The 16,492-nt window shown below is 44.7% G+C and carries 15 protein-coding genes; 10 read left to right on the top strand and 5 right to left on the bottom strand.

Annotated elements, in window-relative coordinates; genetic code table 11:
- The first annotated feature begins 11 nt into the window (after positions 1 to 11).
- Both fabV and DXB91_RS05295 read left to right on the top strand, forming a co-directional pair.
- Positions 12 to 1,175, top strand: coding sequence for an enoyl-ACP reductase FabV (fabV, locus tag DXB91_RS05300; protein ID WP_118017000.1), 1,164 nt, complete (start codon positions 12 to 14; stop codon positions 1,173 to 1,175).
- A 128-nt stretch (positions 1,176 to 1,303) separates the two neighbouring features.
- The gene (locus DXB91_RS05295) at positions 1,304 to 1,966 is read left to right on the top strand and encodes an HAD hydrolase-like protein (protein ID WP_118016999.1); all 663 of its coding nucleotides are present in this window, start codon (positions 1,304 to 1,306) and stop codon (positions 1,964 to 1,966) included.
- 445 nt (positions 1,967 to 2,411) lie between these two features.
- On the opposite strand, the gene DXB91_RS05290 is transcribed toward DXB91_RS05295, so the two are convergent.
- The 3 genes from DXB91_RS05290 to DXB91_RS05280 all read right to left on the bottom strand — a co-directional run bounded on the left by DXB91_RS05290 (position 2,412) and on the right by DXB91_RS05280 (position 4,873).
- The gene (locus tag DXB91_RS05290; RefSeq protein ID WP_015534516.1) at positions 2,412 to 2,996 is read right to left on the bottom strand and encodes a rhomboid family intramembrane serine protease; all 585 of its coding nucleotides are present in this window, start codon (positions 2,994 to 2,996) and stop codon (positions 2,412 to 2,414) included.
- A gap of 70 nt (positions 2,997 to 3,066) precedes the next feature.
- Positions 3,067 to 3,669, bottom strand: a complete 603-nt coding sequence (locus DXB91_RS05285) for a transglutaminase-like domain-containing protein (protein ID WP_015534517.1) — start codon at positions 3,667 to 3,669, stop codon at positions 3,067 to 3,069.
- A 4-nt stretch (positions 3,670 to 3,673) separates the two neighbouring features.
- Positions 3,674 to 4,873, bottom strand: coding sequence for a class I SAM-dependent rRNA methyltransferase (locus tag DXB91_RS05280; protein ID WP_118016998.1), 1,200 nt, complete (start codon positions 4,871 to 4,873; stop codon positions 3,674 to 3,676).
- 258 nt (positions 4,874 to 5,131) lie between these two features.
- Here DXB91_RS05280 and DXB91_RS05275 point away from each other — a divergent pair, with 258 nt between their 5' ends.
- The 8 genes from DXB91_RS05275 (at position 5,132) to DXB91_RS05240 (ending at position 14,561) form a co-directional block, all read left to right on the top strand.
- Positions 5,132 to 6,922 carry a CAP domain-containing protein gene (locus tag DXB91_RS05275; protein WP_118016997.1) on the top strand — a complete coding sequence of 597 codons (1,791 nt, stop codon included), beginning with the start codon at positions 5,132 to 5,134 and terminating at the stop codon, positions 6,920 to 6,922.
- Positions 6,923 to 7,065: 143 nt separating this feature from the next.
- Complete coding sequence (locus tag DXB91_RS05270; protein WP_118016996.1) at positions 7,066 to 7,953, top strand: hypothetical protein; 888 nt, start codon at positions 7,066 to 7,068, stop codon at positions 7,951 to 7,953.
- A 25-nt stretch (positions 7,954 to 7,978) separates the two neighbouring features.
- Positions 7,979 to 8,824, top strand: a complete 846-nt coding sequence (locus DXB91_RS05265) for a DUF6734 family protein (RefSeq protein ID WP_117874380.1) — start codon at positions 7,979 to 7,981, stop codon at positions 8,822 to 8,824.
- On the top strand, positions 8,811 to 9,236 hold the full coding sequence (locus DXB91_RS05260; protein WP_118016995.1) for a GtrA family protein: 426 nt from the start codon (positions 8,811 to 8,813) through the stop codon (positions 9,234 to 9,236). The genes DXB91_RS05265 and DXB91_RS05260 overlap by 14 nt, the downstream gene beginning before the upstream one ends.
- 141 nt (positions 9,237 to 9,377) lie before the next feature.
- Entirely contained in the window at positions 9,378 to 10,616 is a 1,239-nt protein-coding gene (fabF, locus tag DXB91_RS05255) for a beta-ketoacyl-ACP synthase II (protein ID WP_117550046.1), read from the top strand.
- A 5-nt stretch (positions 10,617 to 10,621) separates the two neighbouring features.
- On the top strand, positions 10,622 to 12,358 hold the full coding sequence (locus DXB91_RS05250) for an acetyl-CoA carboxylase carboxyl transferase subunit (protein WP_015534523.1): 1,737 nt from the start codon (positions 10,622 to 10,624) through the stop codon (positions 12,356 to 12,358).
- A gap of 154 nt (positions 12,359 to 12,512) precedes the next feature.
- On the top strand, positions 12,513 to 13,565 hold the full coding sequence (locus tag DXB91_RS05245) for a glycoside hydrolase family 5 protein (RefSeq protein WP_118016994.1): 1,053 nt from the start codon (positions 12,513 to 12,515) through the stop codon (positions 13,563 to 13,565).
- Between the two features lie 33 nt (positions 13,566 to 13,598).
- Positions 13,599 to 14,561, top strand: a complete 963-nt coding sequence (locus DXB91_RS05240; RefSeq protein ID WP_117550048.1) for a beta-ketoacyl-ACP synthase III — start codon at positions 13,599 to 13,601, stop codon at positions 14,559 to 14,561.
- Between the two features lie 5 nt (positions 14,562 to 14,566).
- Here the strand turns inward: DXB91_RS05240 and DXB91_RS05235 are convergent, their stop codons facing one another.
- Complete coding sequence (locus tag DXB91_RS05235) at positions 14,567 to 15,127, bottom strand: M48 family metallopeptidase (protein ID WP_118016993.1); 561 nt, start codon at positions 15,125 to 15,127, stop codon at positions 14,567 to 14,569.
- A gap of 6 nt (positions 15,128 to 15,133) precedes the next feature.
- Positions 15,134 to 16,489 (bottom strand): citrate synthase, encoded by a 1,356-nt coding sequence (locus DXB91_RS05230; RefSeq protein ID WP_118016992.1) that lies wholly within the window; start codon positions 16,487 to 16,489, stop codon positions 15,134 to 15,136.
- Between the last annotated feature and the right edge of the window lie 3 nt (positions 16,490 to 16,492).

Raw genomic sequence — 16,492 nt, 5'->3', positions numbered from 1 at the left:
GAGAATTTAAAATGGTAGTTGAACCAAGAGTTAAAGATTTTATTTGTACAACAGCTCACCCGGTGGGATGCGCACAGAATGTAAAGAATCAGATCGAGTATGTCAAGTCAAAGGGAGCAGTTAAGAGCGATAACGCACCTAAGAAGGTTCTGGTGATCGGAGCGTCAACAGGATACGGACTTGCATCACGTATCGCAGTTGCATTTGGCTATGGCGCAGATACCCTCGGCGTTATGTTTGAGAAGGAGTCAAATGGACGCCGTACAGCAACCGCTGGCTTCTACAACAACAGAGCATTTGAGGAGGAGGCTCACAAGGCCGGACTCTATGCAAAGTCCATCAATGGCGACGCGTTCTCAGTCGAGATCAAGGAGCAGGTCATCGAGACCATCAAGGCAGACATGGGCAAGATAGACATGATCGTATACAGCCTGGCTGCCCCTAGAAGAACAACTCCAGATGGAACAAAGTACACATCAGTACTCAAGACGGTTGGTGAGGAGTACACCAACAAGACACTTGTACTCAAGGACAACACCATCACAGATGCACATATAACAGCGGCAAATGATGACGAGATCAATGCCACCATCAAGGTAATGGGCGGTGAGGACTGGATCGACTGGATGCAGGCACTCTCAGATGCTGGAGTTCTGGCAGATAACGTGATCACAGTTGCATACTCATACATAGGACCAAAGATCACATTCCCTATCTACGCTGAGGGATCGATCGGACAGGCAAAGAAGGATCTGTACAAGTCAGCAGATATTATAAATGAAAAGTTCCCTAACATAAAGGCGAAGATAGCCATCAACAAGGCTCTTGTCACACAGTCAAGTGCGGCTATCCCTATCGTACCTCTGTATATCACACTTCTCTACAAAGTTATGAAAGAGAAGGGACTCCACGAGGGATGCATAGAGCAGATGCAGAGACTGTTCATGGATAAGATCCTGGATGATTCTCAGGTTGATGACAACGGATTCATCCGTATGGATGACTGGGAGATGAGAGACGATGTCCAGGCGGTCGTTGCTGAGCACTGGGATACAGTCAACAATGACAATGTCAAGGATATAGCAGACATCGATGGATACTGGGAGGATTTCTATAACATGTTCGGTTTCAAGATCGACGGTGTGGATTACTCAGCAGATGTTGATATCATGTAATATTCATGGGTAGTTTCAATATATAAATACTACAAATGCCCCACAGATTCATAGAATTTGCGGGGCATTTCGGTAAGCGCTTTTTTGGTGTGCCTGACCCATTATTTTCGCAAGGAGGAAGACGGTATATGTACAAATATTTATTATTTGATCTTGATGGAACCATCACCAAGTCTGAGAAAGGAATATTCAACTGTATAAAATACGCTCTTGACTGGGCTGGAATTCCATATCCTGAATACAGTGTATTCAGAAGCTTTATAGGACCATCGCTTTATGATTCTTTCGTGAGGGAATTCGGCATGGACGACGCAAAAGCGAAAGAGATGGTTGCGAAGTACAGAGAGAGATACAACGTGGTAGGTCTCTTCGAGGCTGAGGTGTACGACGGAGTGGCAGACACCCTGCGTGCCCTTAAGGAGAAGGGCTGCATACTCTCAGTTGCAACCAGCAAGCCGACAGAGCCGACACTCCGTATCCTTGAGAAGTTCGGTGTGGGAAAATATTTTGACGTTGTAGTTGGAAGTAATCCCGACGGAACAGGATCAGACAAGAAGCACATCATATCCCAGGTCCTTGAAAGCCTCAAGAAAGATCACGGACTGACAGAAGATATGATAAAATCAAACCAGGTTGTGATGATAGGCGACAGATGCTACGACATAGAAGGTGGCAAAGCCTGTGGCCTCCAGACCATAGGAGTCCTCTACGGCTACGGCAGCAGAGAAGAATTCGAAGCAGTCGGCGCAGACAACATAGTAGAAAGCCCAGAGGAAATCCTGAATCTGTAGATAGAAAGGTAGCTTATAGTTTATAGATGTCTGTGTTGATATATATTTTTTATTAAATATCTATGATTATTTTTGTGGGATGACACTCTGGGGAACTGAATAAAAGAAAAACAGGTAAGAGTCGATATCTATAATATAGTGTGGTGTATAAAATATATTTTTCAGCGAAATATGTCAGGAACATGATCTGAAAAGTATATATCCAATAAGATCAGGATGACATACTCTCCAGGGATATAAAAATTGGGTCTCTATATATGTAATCGGTAGCGAAGACGCCTGAACTTTGCTGCTTATTGCTAAGGCGGAGCTCGCAACGCCCTTATAGCGAGCGGGAGCCGCGTGCAGATATAAGCAAAGCAAAGTGAGGTAAGTCGAGCGTGATTACATATATAGAGACCCAATTTCTGTCCCTGGAGAGTATGTCATCCGTCCGTTCGTCACATCATCTCCTGACATTGGAGATGTACCCGAAGAACGCTCCGATGATCCCCCCGATAATGTGGGTGAGATTCGACACATTGTCCTTCACAAACACTCCGTCAGCCACCTGTCCGCCGATATAAAGCACTGCAACAAGTATGAAGGTGAGCGGTATGGAGCCGTCCTTTATACATGCAAAAGAAGACAGAAGAATGTATGCGAATACCACTCCGCTGGCGCCGAGCAATGCTGTACCAGGGAAGAATATAAAATGCACGATTCCTGTCACCAGTGCGGTGGTGATGGTTACGATGAGCAGATCCTTTGAGCCGTATTTTTCCTCAAGTAGTGGGCCGATCACAAGCAGCAGCGTCATGTTGTTGATAAGGTGACTCCAGCTTGCGTGACCAAACACATGGGCAAACATGCGGATGTAGGTTAAAGGATCGGTGAGAGGGGCTCTGTATACTTCAAATAGAAGAAAGTTACTTTTGCCGCCTGTGAGGATATTCAGGAGGTAAGCTCCCAGACAAATGAGTGCAAATGTAAGTACCACAGGTGAGTTAAAGGATATTCTTAATATGGTTTTGGATTTTGTCTTTGACATGGATCGGTTCCCCTCTTATTCATATAGTATAGAAAAATATTACCAGCGGTCATCCGCTGGTAATATTTTTTTAAGCGTCATAATCTGGCATATCGTTAAAGTACATCTTGTAGAAGTTGGTACTCTGTTCGAGAACCCTCATGGTTGATGGAAGCGGTACGGCGATGAGGTCGTTGAACTCATACTCTCCGGCTGCTGAATCAATCACATGTCCCATCTGAGTCTCATTATGTGTGTAATCGGCGTTGAAACCGCCGTATTTATTGCCACGGGCATCAAGACGTATCCACTTCTTGAGATCCGGGTGATATACCGCATTAAGTGCATGCATAGCCATAAGTCCGCCCTTGTGCTTGATACGGATATAGCAGAATCCTGTATATAAGTTGTTGGCACGAAGCAGTGCTGCCAGCAAATTGGCCTTTGAATAGCTGATGCCCGTGCTGGCTTCCAGTACATCGGAAGCGCTGATAGTTATTACTGAAAAGTTGCTGTCATATGTGTGAGAAATCCTATCCCGGACAAAATAGTAACATGCCTGTATGATCTCATCACTGCTCTTGCAATCTGCAGCAAGTTCCTTTGCCTTTGCAGCAACGATAGGATTGTCATAATTTACATACTTGTCGTATTGCAAATATGCTGAATCCTTATTTCTCTGAATTAGTTGCATTGTGTCATCTCTCCTTTATTACTTGGAATATGTAGAACTTCAGATAATAAGATTCATCTGCAGCCCATAATATTGGGTGATCAGGAGCCTGTGTGCGGAACTCTACCTGGCGAAGTCTTACATGTGAATTCATGGCGGCCTGTTTTATGGTCTTGGTAAATAACTCGAAATCCATAAAATGTGAACATGAACAAGTCGCAAGGAATCCACCATCCCTTACGAGTTTCATAGCACGCAGATTAATCTCGCGATAGCCTTTGACTGCGTTCTTTATTGAATTTCTTGATTTTGTGAATGCCGGCGGGTCAAGTATGACAACGTCAAACTGTTCGCCTTTTGATTCCAGTTCAGGAAGAAGATCAAATACATCTCTGCACTCAAAAGAGACAGTGCTCTCCAATCCGTTGAGCGCTGCATTCTCTCTGGCCTGGGCAATAGCAAGTTCTGAAGCGTCTACTCCCAAAACGCTGGAAGCACCGGCTATGCCTGCGTTGAGAGCAAAGGAGCCTGTGTGTGTAAAGCAATCAAGAACCTTTGCATCTTTACATATTCTCTGAATAGCAAGACGATTATACTTCTGATCCAGAAAGAATCCGGTCTTCTGACCGTCTTTCACATCAACAATATATCGAACGCCATTTTCATTTATATGAACCTTTGTGTTAAATTCGTCACCAATAAACCCTTTATAGGTATCCATCCCCTCGTGTTTTCTGACTTTTGCATCGCTTCGTTCATAAACACCCTCGATTATTATACCATCATTTTTAAGTATATTTTTTAAAATATTTATTAACAAATTTTTAACTTTGTCGATGCCGAGTGCCAGTGATTCGACAACAAGCACGTTTTCAAACTTGTCAATGACGATTCCCGGCAGAAAATCAGCCTCGCCAAATACGACACGGCAGCTACTGGTGTCGACGGTTTTCTTGCGGTAATCCCATGCATCCTGAAGTCTCTTTGTGAAGAATGCCTCGTTGATCTCGGTGTCCACATGTCTTGTGAGCATGCGGATGAAGATCTTGGAGTTGGTATTTATGAATCCTTTGCCGAGTGGATAACCGTCGAAGTCCTTTACTATGACGATGTCGCCGTTCTCAAAGCTGCCGACTATGGTGTCGACCTCATTGTCAAATATCCATGCTCCGCCGGACTTCAGAAGTCGTCCCTCTCCCTTTTTTAATGTAACAATAGCTCCCATAATATATGTATCCTTTCTCTGTACTGCCGTTGGCAGACATTTTTCGTTGTCTGTTTTTGAATTTTGCGGATTTATTTTACCATATGTAGACAAATAATCCAAGATGGGGCAACTTAACACATTTGTAACAAAAAACTTGTAAAAAAGTTATACTTGTAAAAATTATGTAACACGTGTATACTACGAACGTAGCAGAATGCACACAAACGTCAGATTCCCTGCGGAAACTGATGTTTAATAAAAAGGAGGACAGTAAAGATGTCTACAATGAAGACTAATATTGCAAAGAGAGAAAAGAGCCTGATGGCGGCAAAAGCTATAGGCAGTCTTATGGCGATTGCTGTATTGGCTATTGTGATTTTTTCTACAAATGTGGTGACACAGGCAGATGAGATGGGAGCTGACGGCACGGAAGTTCTGGCCACAGCATCAGATGTAGTTCAGAGTGGAGTGATACAGGATGAGGATGGTTACTTCAGATATTATGTTAATGGTGAAGTGCAGAAAACTGCAGGCTGGATAGATGCCGATGATGGCACCAGATATCTTATAGATGAAAATGGCGTGGCAGCTATGAAGTTTACACGTTCTGGCGATACCATCAAGATATACAGATTCAGCGCTGATTCAAAGGACTGGACTATCTGCAAGAACGAGTGGCAGACAGTGGATAACGTTCTCTATTATCTGAACAATTCCGGACTGTGTGAAAAGATATACGATAATAGCAGCAAGAAGGCAAAGTCACTGAGCAGCGGCAAGCTTGTCCAGGTGAAGAGCCAGATGCTTATTCTCAACGATGGCAGAACATATTATTTCAATTCAAATGGTGACAAGGTCACAAAGGGCGGTTGGTATCATATAAATTATGACAATATGGTATTTGTAACAGGCGGTGGATCACACTATGTAAAGGAGAGGATCTACAAGGCATCAGGCATTTTCAGAATGTATTCATTTAACGATTCAAAGAAGAGCTGGGATATGAACAAGAACCTGTGGAAGAATACAGGCAGAAAGCTGATGTATTTTGATGGATCAGGCACATGTACCATTCTGTATGATCAGGCATCGAATATATTGTACAGATACATATCAAGCAGCAAGTCATACAAGAGAGTCTCAAATGTGATCGACAAGCTCAACGGAAGCAGATACTACTTCTATGATGCAAATGGAAATAGACGTACATCATCAGGATGGAAGAAGGTAAATGGAAGTACCGCTTACTACGTATGTGACGGCGGATATGTTACCTCAAGATATACAGATCAGAAGAGGACAAAGAAGGTATACAACTTTGACTACTCGAAGAACAAATGGGTGCAGAAGAAGAATATGTGGAAGACCGTCTACAGCAGCAGATATTATTTCGGTTCTAATGGCGTAGCCACAATCAGCTATAACAACAGCACCCAGAAGGCATACAAGTTTACAGGCAGAAAGTGGAAGCCTGCAAAGAAGCTCATAATGAAGATCGGAAATGCCAATTACTATTTCAACAGCGCTGCAAAGCGAGTTGTAAAGGCTGGAAAGTATAAGACAGCCGATGGCTACATAGCATATGTCAACAGAAGAGGCGTTGTATATAAGAGAGAGTACGATCTCTCGGTCAAGAGATATTACACTATCGATCTTGGTAAGGGCAGAAAGACAAGAGTATATGGATATTATGATATAGGCGCGGCAAACAGACTGAGTAAGATGGTCAACCAGCATCGTGCAGAAAATGGACTTTCAAGCCTTAAGGTGTCAACATCTCTGACAGAGACCGCTACCACAAGAGCAAAGGAGATAAGCAACAAGTACAGCCATTACAGACCAAATGGAACACTGTGTCTCAACTCCATGTACGAGTTGTACGGAGAGAATCTTGCATGTGGTTTCAGTGGTGGAGATCTCGTGTTCAGAGCATGGTCCAAGTCGACCGCACATGACAGCAATATGCTGAATACTACATACAAGACCATGGGCGTTGCAGTATTTGTGGCTCTCAAAAATGATAAACAGGGATATAAGAGATATTATGTCCTTACATTTGGCAAGTAATTTTAATTAGGAAATTAGTGGAAAATAAGACTGTTAAATCCCTCAAATTAAATTGAATTATATGGAGAAATAGAGTACCATACATAGTATAAGGCAAATAGTCGGATATAGAATTTTGGCTAGTTTGGGAATGGAGATTGTGTGTGGGTTTCATATATTCGTCTTTAAATAGAGGTGCCGGCGAGAGTGTGGCACTATTTGACAATAGAATAGCCAGGATGCTTCCTTTTGTCACGGGAAAGGCATATTTTGACCTCAGGAATTATGATGCCCAGACTGGAGAATTCGGAGTATATATTGAATGGGATGGTGAGCTTGAGGCAGTGCTTGGATATTCACTGCCGGCAGGAGGATATTTCGTCAAAGCAACCACACCGCAGGCGTACAGATTCCACAGGCTCGACAAGGGACTCCCGGTATATATGAAGTTGATAGCGCAGAATGGCAGACTGTATCCTTACAGGACATATGTCATGATGGACGGCAGACCTTTCAGTGTGGAATTCGGCGGTGGAGTTCTGATCCCTTTTGAGGACAGATACGAAGAGCTTGGATGCGAAGCTGCGAAACAGACTGTGGATACTGGAAGCCAGAAGCTTTTGATGGGAAGTCAGAGTGGAATGACAGGAAGTCAGAGGTTCCGGTGGAATGGCAGTCAGATGAGACTGCTGTTTGGAAGTCAGGGAGGCTTCAGATACCTGGCGGGAAGCCAGTATAGAGTGTTTGGCAGCCAGCGTATGTTGTTTGGCAGCCAGCGTATGTTGTTTGGCAGCCAGCGTATGTTGTTGGGCAGCCAGAGAATATTGTCAGGCAGCCAATATAGAATATTTGGAAGTCAGCGGATAAAAAATATGCCGATGGTGCTTGAAAGTGACACACAGTGGCCACAGGACAGTATGGATTCAATCAGAACAAGCCAGGAGCTGATGGTTGAGTTCCCTAAGGAGTGGCAGCTTATCAACAGAAGCAGAAGACCGACCAGCCGGATTGGTGGCAATGCTAAGTTTGGATATGGACTGGATCTGATCTAGTACATGACCGGATCTTGGAGGATATATGAAGGATATAGAGGGATTCCACACATTGTGGACTGCTCCTTATTTTGAGAAAAGTAAAGATGACACTTACAGCATGCAGGATTATGAGCTTTTGACCATGATCCTGTCTGCTCTTATGTGGAGAAAAATGAATGGCCCTATCACACTTTACGGTGATGCAAGGGCCATTGATTATGTTGAGGGACAGGGATTGTCGCATATATGGAATGGCGGCATAAAAGAGATACAGGTTCCTGACAGCATATCCCCGGGAGTGTTCTGGGCTGCGGGCAAGCTGTATGCGCTTAAGGCGGCGCATATGCCGGCGGTCATGGTGGATCTGGACCTTATAGTGTGGAAGAATATAGGGGAATACATAGCGGGGACGGATATTTGTGCAATACACAGAGAAGGAATATATCCGGATGTATATCCCGGCAGGGACTTCTTCAATATGGACAGTTCGTACAGCTTTGATCCCCTGTGGAGCTGGGATGTTCCGCCGGTAAATACCTGTATGCTATATATGGCTAAGGAGCAATTTAAGAACTATTATGTGGACAGCTCCATACAGTTTATGGAGAATTGTAGGGAGACTGAGGAAAATCTGTGCCACATGGTATTTGCGGAGCAGAGACTGCTTGCGATGTGTGCTGCGAGAAAGGGAAAGATCATTGCTTCATTTTTTCCTGAGGCGGCGGATATAGAGAGACAGGATGTGTTCACACATTTGTGGGGATATAAGAATATTCTGAAGTTTAACTATGGGAAAAGGGTTGAGTTTAACGGGCGTCTCTGCGAGCGGATAGAGCGGGAGTTTCCGGAAGAGGCGGATGTTATAAGGGAGTTACATGTTTGTAGATAAAGTGCTGAAGAAGATACCCAGGGAGATATACATATATATACTGTGGGGAATTGTCGTGGGAGCGGTAAATCTTGGCTCCGCCTGGATATTCATGTACAAATGCGGGATAGAACCTGTCAGGGCCAACTTCCTGGCATGGATACTGTACAATTTTGTGTCATTCATAACAAATAGAAAATCGGTGTTCCACACTGTCGCAGAGACTGCGTGGGAGTTCATAAAAGAACTGGTGTCATTCTACGTGAGCAGGGTGTTCACACTGGTGGTGGAGGAGGGCCTGATCTATATACTGGTTGACAGGCTTCACCTGTGGGCGATGGGCATAAAGACGTTTACATCAGTGCTGGTGATATTCCTCAATTATTATATAAGCAAGAAGTTTATATTCAGAAAGGTAAAGGAAAAACTGTAAGGGATATGTATAAATGCGAATGTTTATCGAAATTTTATAGAAAAACATGGACACAATTACTTCCAAACATTTGACAGTTGGAGTATAATTGAGTAGTTAAATATGTATAAAAAGCAGAATAAGTAATGCAAGGAGATAAGTATGAAGAAGAGAGTAGTAATAACAGGCATAGGAGCCATAACTCCAGTCGGCAATACAGTTGACGAGTATTGGGATTCACTTAAGGAAGGAAAGCATGGCTTCGGACCTATTACACAGTTTGACGCTTCAGCATACAAGTGCAAGCTTGTCGGCGAGGTTAAGAACTTTGTAGCAAAGGACTACATTGATCCAAAGTCTGCAAGACGTATGGCTAGATTCACACAGTTTGCTGTGAAGGCAACGCAGGAGGCTATGGCAGATTCAGGACTTGATATGACAAAGGAAGATGCTTACAGAGTTGGTACATGTATTGGTTCAGGTGTTGGTTCACTTCAGGAGCTTGAGAACGCATATGGAACCATACTTACAAAGGGACCACTTCGTGTAAGTCCATTCGTAGTTCCTATGATGATCAGCAACATCGCAGCAGGTAACGTTGCGATCCAGTTTGGTCTCAAGGGCAAGAGTATAGATGTTGTAACAGCATGTGCTTCAGGAACAAACAGTATCGGTGAGGCATTCAGAACTATCCAGTACGGAGACGCTGATGTCATGGTAGCCGGCGGATGTGAGGCAGCAGTTTCACCTATCGGTATATCAACATTTGATTCACTTACAGCACTTACATCATCAACAGATCCAGACAGATGTTCTATTCCATTTGATAAGGACAGAAGCGGATTCGTTCTCGGTGAGGGTGCAGGTATTGTTATTCTTGAGGAGCTTGAGCACGCAAAGGCAAGAGGTGCAAAGATCTACGCAGAGCTTTCAGGTTACGGATGTTCAAGTGATGCACACCACATCACAGCACCTGAGGAGTCAGGTGAGGGACCAGCAGTTGCCATGACCAATGCGGTTAAGGATGCAGGACTTCCACTTGATGCGGTTCAGTACATCAATGCTCATGGTACAAGCACACATCTGAACGATCTTGTTGAGACACGTGCTATCAAGAAGGCATTTGGCGATCACGCAAAGGACATCAAGATCAATTCAACAAAGTCTATGACAGGACATCTTCTCGGTGCAGCAGGAGCCATCGAGTGTATTGCCTGTGTCAAGAGTATAGAGGAAGGTTATATCCACAGAACAAGAGGCCTTGTGGAGAGCGAGGAGGAGCTTGATCTGGATTATTGTAAGGAGCCATGCGAGATGGACGTTGATGTTGCGATCAGCAACTCACTTGGATTTGGCGGACACAATGCATGTATCGTCTTACAGAAGTATAAGGAGCAGTAAATATCATGTTATTTATCAAAAAAAAGGCAAAGGATGCCGAGATAATTGCAGCAAAGGCTGCAGAGGAGGCAAAGGCTGCTGAGGGAATTCAGGAAGCACCAAAGGTGGAGCTTGTAAAGTGCCCTAAGTGCGGAAGAGAAGTTGAGAAGGAAAGAGTGAAGAACGCAAAGTACATTTGTTATGAGTGCGGTTCTTACTTCAGAGTTAAGACCAAGAATAGAATAAGAATGGTCACAGATCCAAAGTCATTTGAGCCATGGTTTGAGGATATGCCAAGCTCAAATCCTCTTGGAACAGAGGGCTATGAGGATAAGGTTGCGGCTGCACAGGCCAAGACAAACCTCAAGGAGGCTGTTACTATAGGAAAGGCAACCATCAATGGTGAGCCTGCTGTAGTTGGTGTATGTGATGCAAGATTCCTCATGAGCAGCATGGGATATGTTGTGGGTGAGAAGATTGCCAGAGCTGTCGAGAAGGCTACAGAGGAGAAGCTTCCGGTATTCATGTTCTGCTGTTCAGGCGGTGCACGTATGCAGGAGGGAATCATTTCTCTGATGCAGATGGCCAAGACATCCGCTGCATTCAAGAAACATTCTGATGCAGGACTTCTGTATGTATCTATTCTTACAGATCCTACAACAGGTGGTGTTACAGCCAGCTTTGCAATGCTTGGAGATATTATCCTTGGAGAGCCAGGTGCGCTCGTAGGATTTGCAGGACCACGAGTTATCAAGCAGACTATTGGTCAGGAGCTTCCAGAGGGCTTCCAGAGATCAGAGTTCCTTGTTGAGCATGGTATCATAGATGGCATAATCACAAGAGACAAGATGAAGGACACAATGTATGATCTCATCGTCACACATAAGCAGAGACAGGGCTATGCTAACTTTGACAGTGCTGTTGAAGATGAGAAATTTGACATAAGCGAGATCCTCAAGGAGAGACTCAAGGATGACGAGCCTAAGACTCCGTGGGAGAAGCTCAGAGGTGCTCGTCAGATGAGCAGACCTTCAGGTTTCGACTATGTGAAGTATATATGCGATGATTTCCGTGAGATCCACGGAGACAGAACCATGAATGATGACAGAGCCATTGTGGGTGGTATCGGTCATATAGATGGACAGCCTGTAACAGTTATATCACAGGTCAAGGGAGCTTCCATGGCAGAGTGCATGGAGAGAAACTTTGGTATGCCTCTTCCTGATGGCTACAGAAAGGCTCTTCGTCTGATGAAGCAGGCTGAGAAGTTCGGCAGACCTATCATTACATTTGTAAATACACCGGGTGCGTTCTGTGGACTTGAGGCTGAGGAGCGAGGAATGGGTGAAGCCATAGCGAGAAATCTCTATGAGATGTCATCACTCAAGGTTCCTGTACTCTGTATCCTTATCGGAGAAGGCGGAAGCGGTGGAGCACTTGCCCTTGCAGTCGGCAATGAGGTATGGATGCTTGAGAATGCGACATACTCAATCCTTTCACCTGAGGGATATGCGTCTATCCTCTGGAAGGACAGCAATAGAGCTGAGGAGGCTGCAGAAGTTATGCAGATTACAGCGCAGGATCTCAAGAGACTGAACGTTATCGAGCAGGTCGTACCTGAGTACGGCGGAGCAGATGAGCAGTCAGTTCCATATATAGGCAAGTACCTTAAGATGAACATTAAGGAATTCCTCAAGAAGTATTCAGACAAGACTCCTGAGGAGATTGCACAGGACAGATACGACAGATTCAGAAATCTGTAGATCACAGATATACTATAGATGAAAGGCATTTCTCAAGTGAGAAATTTATCTCACGGGGAATGCCTTTTATTCATGCATATGTTGAAGTGATGGTGTTTTTTTGGTAAACTTTATGTATATGGCTGAAGATACAGCTTGAATTGGAGGAGCGTTTATGAAGAAACAGATAAAGGTTACTTTGATAGTTATCGTGGCCGCCATCATTGCGGCAGCAATCATATGGTACGTGATGTACCTGCGGGGCAAGGAGCAGGATCTGCTGACACCTGTGGGAACACGTGCAGAATTTATCGGTGATACAGACAAATATCCTACCATGCTTACAGCGAAGGGGACTCAGATCCTGAATGCAGACGGAGAACAGGTTGTTCTCAAGGGTGTGATGGTTCCAGAGCCGCGCAGTCTGTATGAGGAGAAGAAGTTTAATGAGGATTTCTACAAGGATGTATTTGCCAAGGGTGGTAATGCCATAAGGGTGCCAATAAGCCCTGTGGAGTACAAGAATGACGATTACTATATGTGGAGATATCTTGACCGCATAGTTACCTGGGCCGGAGAGAACGATAACTATGTTATTCTCGACTGGGATTATACAGGTAACCCGATAGATGGTTCCGGGGATGAGATGCCGGATCTCGACGAGAATCCGCTGGATTATTCTGCTGAATTCTGGAAGAACATTGCGGATTATTTCAAGAACACTCCAAATGTTATATTTGAGATATACAATGAGCCGGTTGGCATGAGTGATTCAGAGTGGAAGAGATGCGCGGAGAGCCTTATAGGAGTTATAAGGGATGCCGGCGCAAAGCAGCTTATAATCGTTGGAAGTCCGGATTACTGTTATGATCTCGGATGGCTTGACGAGCTCGGCGTGAAGAATGACAATACTGCGTTCTCTGTTCATGTTTATCCGGACAAGGTGTTCTGGCAGAAGTTCCTGTCGGGCTATGTGACAAGTTATCCTCTTATAGTGACAGAGTGGGGATATGCAGACGATGATGTCGAGGTCAAGAATGAGAAGCTGAAGGGCACCAGAAATGTGTTTGGAATAAAATTTACCAGATATCTGGAAAAGCATGATATAGGATGGATTGCAGTTGGATATGACGATACGGTGGAGCCATCCATGTTTACTAAGGGATATAAGAAACTCACAAAATGGGGCGAGTATGTGACTGAGCTGCTTGGAGACAAGGAAGAATAAAGAGAATAACGGATAAAAGGGAGAAAATATATAATGGCAATCAGAATATTAGGAACAGGAAGCTACCTTGCGGAGAAAGAGGTATCAAATGATGAGCTTGCAAAGTATGTTGATACATCTGATGAGTGGATATCTTCAAGAACAGGTATAAAGAACAGAAGAATAGCTGTTAAGGAGACAACGACGAGCATGGCTGCTGAGGCTGCTGAGAGAGCACTTGAGATGGCAGGGAAGTCCGCAGAGAATGTGGAGCTTATAGTGCTTGCCACAGTCACTCCGGATTATTACACACCAAGCGGGGCGTGTCAGGTTCAGGCGGCTATAGGTGCGGATAAGGCGATTGCGTTTGATGTGAATGCGGCATGCTCGGGCTTTGTATTTGCCCTCAATGTTGCAAAGATGTATATAGAGACAGGGTTTGTGAAGAATGCTCTTGTAATAGGTTCGGAGACGCTGTCAAAGATACTTGACTGGAATGACAGAGGTACATGCGTATTGTTTGGAGATGGCGCAGGTGCCGCTTATATAGAGGAGTCTGACAAGGGAATCATAAGCATTGTCCAGGGTTCAATCGGCAAGAAGGGTATGGTGCTCAACTGCGAGAGCAGAAAGACCAACAATATATTTGTAAAAGATGAGATCAATCATGACTATCTGTATATGGATGGACAGGAGGTGTACAAGTTTGCGGTGAGACAGTGTCCTAAGTGCCTCCAGGAGGCTCTTGACAAGGCTGGAATGACCGTTGACGATGTGGATTACTTCGTACTCCACCAGGCAAATGTAAGAATTATTGAATCTGTTGCCAAGAGACTTAAGGCACCGCTTGAGAAGTTCCCTACGACTCTCGACTACACAGGAAATATGTCTGCGGCGAGTGTACCTGTACTTCTCGACCAGCTCGTGAGGGAGCACGGCCTGAAGCGCGGCGACAAGATCGCCATGTCGGCATTCGGCGCAGGGCTCACATACGGCGCTGTGGTTATGGAGTGGTAGAGGCTTTAACACCTGTAATTTTTGAGGGCGGAACGGAGCTCCTTGTAGTTTGGGAGTACTTTTTCTACCTCGGCCCAGAAAAGTGCGGAGTGGTTCATCTGCTTTCTGTGACACAGCTCGTGGACTACCACGTAGTCTATGATTTCGGGAGTGGTGTTCATCAGTGCACAGTTGAAATTCAGGTTACCGGAGGAGTTGCAGCTTCCCCAGCGAGTCTTCTGATGCCTGATGGTGATCCTTCCGTAGGTCACGCCTATTATCTGAGCAAAATGTTCTACACGTGAAGGAATATATATCCGAGCCTGTTCTGACAGTGCCTTTATATCGGCATCTGTCAGGGCAGTGCTTGGATTTTTTTCGTCTGACATATTGGAAATTCTTTTCTGCATGATTTCCAGATGGCTGCGGATCCAGTTTTGTCTGGAATCCACAAAGCTTTGGATCTGACTGTCGGTCATTCTGAGGGGCGCACGAACCTTTATGTTGAGGTCTCTGTCTATCTCGATACAGATAGATTTGCGCCTGCTCCTGACGACAGAATATTCGAATTTATCAGAATTGTTCATGGCATATTACCTGTCTTTGATAGGTACGTAGTCCTTAGGCTCTACAAGACTTGGATAAGCCGGACGCATTATCTTGTAGCTGTTGATCAGCTCCTCCATACGATGCGCACTCCATCCAACCACTCGGCCAATGGCAAATAGTGGTGTGTAGAGGGCGTAAGGGATCTTGAGCATCTTGTATAACAATCCGCAATAGTAATCTATGTTGATACACACACCCTTGTAGATCTTGCGCTCCTCGGCAATGACCTCAGGTGCGATGCGCTCTATGAGCTCGTATAATTTGAATTCGTCCTTCTCGTGCTTCTCCTCGGCGAGCTTTTCTACATACTCCTTGATAATGACAGCTCTTGGATCTGACAGAGAGTATACAGGCTGGCCCATTCCGTATACCACGCCCGATTTGTCAAATGCTTCGCCGCGCACGATCTTCCTGATGTACTCACGGATCTGCTCCTCGTCCGTAACATCCTCGACATTGCAGTGTATGTTCTTCATCATCTCCATGACCTTGAGGTCTCCACCGCCGTTGAGCGGGCCCTTGAGTGAGCAGAGTGCTGCTGCGACTGTGGCGTATGTATCTGAGCCGGATGATGTGACAACACGTGTTGTAAACGTAGAGTTGCTTCCGCCTCCGTGTTCCATGTGGAGAACAAGGGCAAGATCGAGAACCTTTGCCTCAAGCTGTGTGTACTTTCTGTCTGAACGGAGCATGCTCAGGATATTCTCCGCAAATGAAAGCTCAGGATTCGGCTTGTGTATATAACAGCTCTTGCCAAGCTCATAATGTCTGTATCCCTGGAAAGAATATACAGCGAGTCTTGGGAATACACTTATTATCATAAGACACTGCTGAAGAACGTTGTCCAGAGATATATCCGTCTCAGACTTATCGTATGATCCGAGGGCAAGGATACTCTTGGTCATATTTGAAATGATATCCTTGGTAGGGTTCTTCATTATGACATCTTGTATAAAGTTGTGTGGAAGGTCGTATGCAAGGTTGAGGACCTGTTTGAACTTGGCAAGCTCATTCTCGTCCGGAAGCTTTCCAAACAGTAACAGATATGTACACTCCTCGAAACCGAATCGTCCTTCCTTTGTAAATCCGTCTATCAACTGGCGGATCTCGTAACCTCTGTAATATAATTCACCGTCAGCAGGAGTATGCTTTCCGTCCTCCATTGTATACGCCCGGCTTAGTGAAATGTTGGTGATGCCGGCATTTATTCCTATTCCATTCAGATCACGAAGTCCACGCTTTACGCCGTATTCCTCGTAGAGGTTGTTATCTATGGTATCGTTTTCAATACAGAGACCAAGACGCTCCTTCGTAAATGAACTAAGATTATTGATTGACATATA

Source organism: Coprococcus sp. OM06-34AC, assembly GCF_003462545.1.
GTDB classification, from domain to species: Bacteria; Bacillota; Clostridia; order Lachnospirales; family Lachnospiraceae; genus Coprococcus; species Coprococcus aceti.
This window is presented reverse-complemented; position numbering and strand designations above follow the sequence as displayed.

Excerpts from the sequence above, each read along its gene's own strand:
- DXB91_RS05260 (WP_118016995.1), top strand. The coding sequence starts at position 8,811 with ATGTTTGTAGATAAAGTGCTGAAGAAGATACCCAGGGAGATATACATA.
- fabF (WP_117550046.1), top strand. The coding sequence starts at position 9,378 with ATGAAGAAGAGAGTAGTAATAACAGGCATAGGAGCCATAACTCCAGTC.
- DXB91_RS05230 (WP_118016992.1), bottom strand. The coding sequence starts at position 16,489 with ATGTCAATCAATAATCTTAGTTCATTTACGAAGGAGCGTCTTGGTCTC.
- DXB91_RS05265 (WP_117874380.1), top strand. The coding sequence starts at position 7,979 with ATGAAGGATATAGAGGGATTCCACACATTGTGGACTGCTCCTTATTTT.
- DXB91_RS05250 (WP_015534523.1), top strand. The coding sequence starts at position 10,622 with ATGTTATTTATCAAAAAAAAGGCAAAGGATGCCGAGATAATTGCAGCA.
- DXB91_RS05285 (WP_015534517.1), bottom strand. The coding sequence starts at position 3,669 with ATGCAACTAATTCAGAGAAATAAGGATTCAGCATATTTGCAATACGAC.
- DXB91_RS05245 (WP_118016994.1), top strand. The coding sequence starts at position 12,513 with ATGAAGAAACAGATAAAGGTTACTTTGATAGTTATCGTGGCCGCCATC.
- DXB91_RS05275 (WP_118016997.1), top strand. The coding sequence starts at position 5,132 with ATGTCTACAATGAAGACTAATATTGCAAAGAGAGAAAAGAGCCTGATG.
- DXB91_RS05240 (WP_117550048.1), top strand. The coding sequence starts at position 13,599 with ATGGCAATCAGAATATTAGGAACAGGAAGCTACCTTGCGGAGAAAGAG.
- DXB91_RS05290 (WP_015534516.1), bottom strand. The coding sequence starts at position 2,996 with ATGTCAAAGACAAAATCCAAAACCATATTAAGAATATCCTTTAACTCA.
- DXB91_RS05235 (WP_118016993.1), bottom strand. The coding sequence starts at position 15,127 with ATGAACAATTCTGATAAATTCGAATATTCTGTCGTCAGGAGCAGGCGC.
- DXB91_RS05280 (WP_118016998.1), bottom strand. The coding sequence starts at position 4,873 with ATGGGAGCTATTGTTACATTAAAAAAGGGAGAGGGACGACTTCTGAAG.
- DXB91_RS05295 (WP_118016999.1), top strand. The coding sequence starts at position 1,304 with ATGTACAAATATTTATTATTTGATCTTGATGGAACCATCACCAAGTCT.
- fabV (WP_118017000.1), top strand. The coding sequence starts at position 12 with ATGGTAGTTGAACCAAGAGTTAAAGATTTTATTTGTACAACAGCTCAC.